Annotated in this window: 1 protein-coding gene; it reads left to right on the top strand. The window is 47.2% G+C overall.

Annotated features, from left to right (window positions below):
- Positions 1 to 165 precede the first annotated feature (165 nt).
- Positions 166 to 792 carry a Fe-only nitrogenase accessory AnfO family protein gene (locus tag ACYVTD_RS14625; RefSeq protein WP_461248449.1) on the top strand — a complete coding sequence of 209 codons (627 nt, stop codon included), beginning with the start codon at positions 166 to 168 and terminating at the stop codon, positions 790 to 792.
- Positions 793 to 794 lie beyond the last annotated feature (2 nt).

The following is a 794-nucleotide window of genomic DNA, read 5'->3' as shown; positions in this document are numbered from 1 at the left end:
AATTCAAAAACAGCGGCCGTAGCGTCCTTGTCCGCAAAAAGGGCGCCGATACGCCCGGCCTTATCCGTTGGGAAATGCCCAAAAAGAGCAGGGCGGCACTCCGGGATATGCCGCAGGAAATCGCGTTCATGCGGGAAAGTTTACTGTTTTTAAGGGGGTAGCGCCGTGGGCAAAATAGCCGTGTTTACGAACAAAGAGGGCAAGATTTGCGATTTTTTTGACTCTTGCAAATTTATTATTTACGAAAAGAAATCCGACAAATGGGAAGTTACGGGCGAAACTGAATTTGAAAAAATCATCCCTTCCGCGCCGATGCAGACGCGCAAAAAGACAGGGGAATTACTGCCGTTAATTGACGGCTGCGACATTATCGCCGGCGGGCTTCTTGTCGGGATTCCCTACTCGGTGTTCGATATGGCTAAAAAGCATATTTTTCAGATAGACGAAATAAACGGCGAAACTTTCGAGGAAATAATTAAAGAGATACAAAGCGCAGATGATCAGAACAACTTAAAAGAGAGGATAATTAAAGAGGCGCGGCCAGTGGAAACAAGCACCCCTGGCGTGTATTCGCTCGATTTAATCGCTCTTCAAAACGAATGTCCCGAAGTGTCCTCAAAAAAAGCGATGGCGGACTTTTTGGAAAATACGCCGTTCTTGGAACTGCATTTGGTTTGCAAGCATATTCCGCCGTGGATCGAGAACAGCGGAAAATATGAAATAAAAGCGCAGGACAAAAGACGGGGCGGTAAGCGCGGTAATCACGCGGAAGTGCTAGGGCGGAAGTTTTAGAG

This window comes from Treponema sp. R6D11 (genome assembly GCF_054786075.1).
This window is presented reverse-complemented; position numbering and strand designations above follow the sequence as displayed.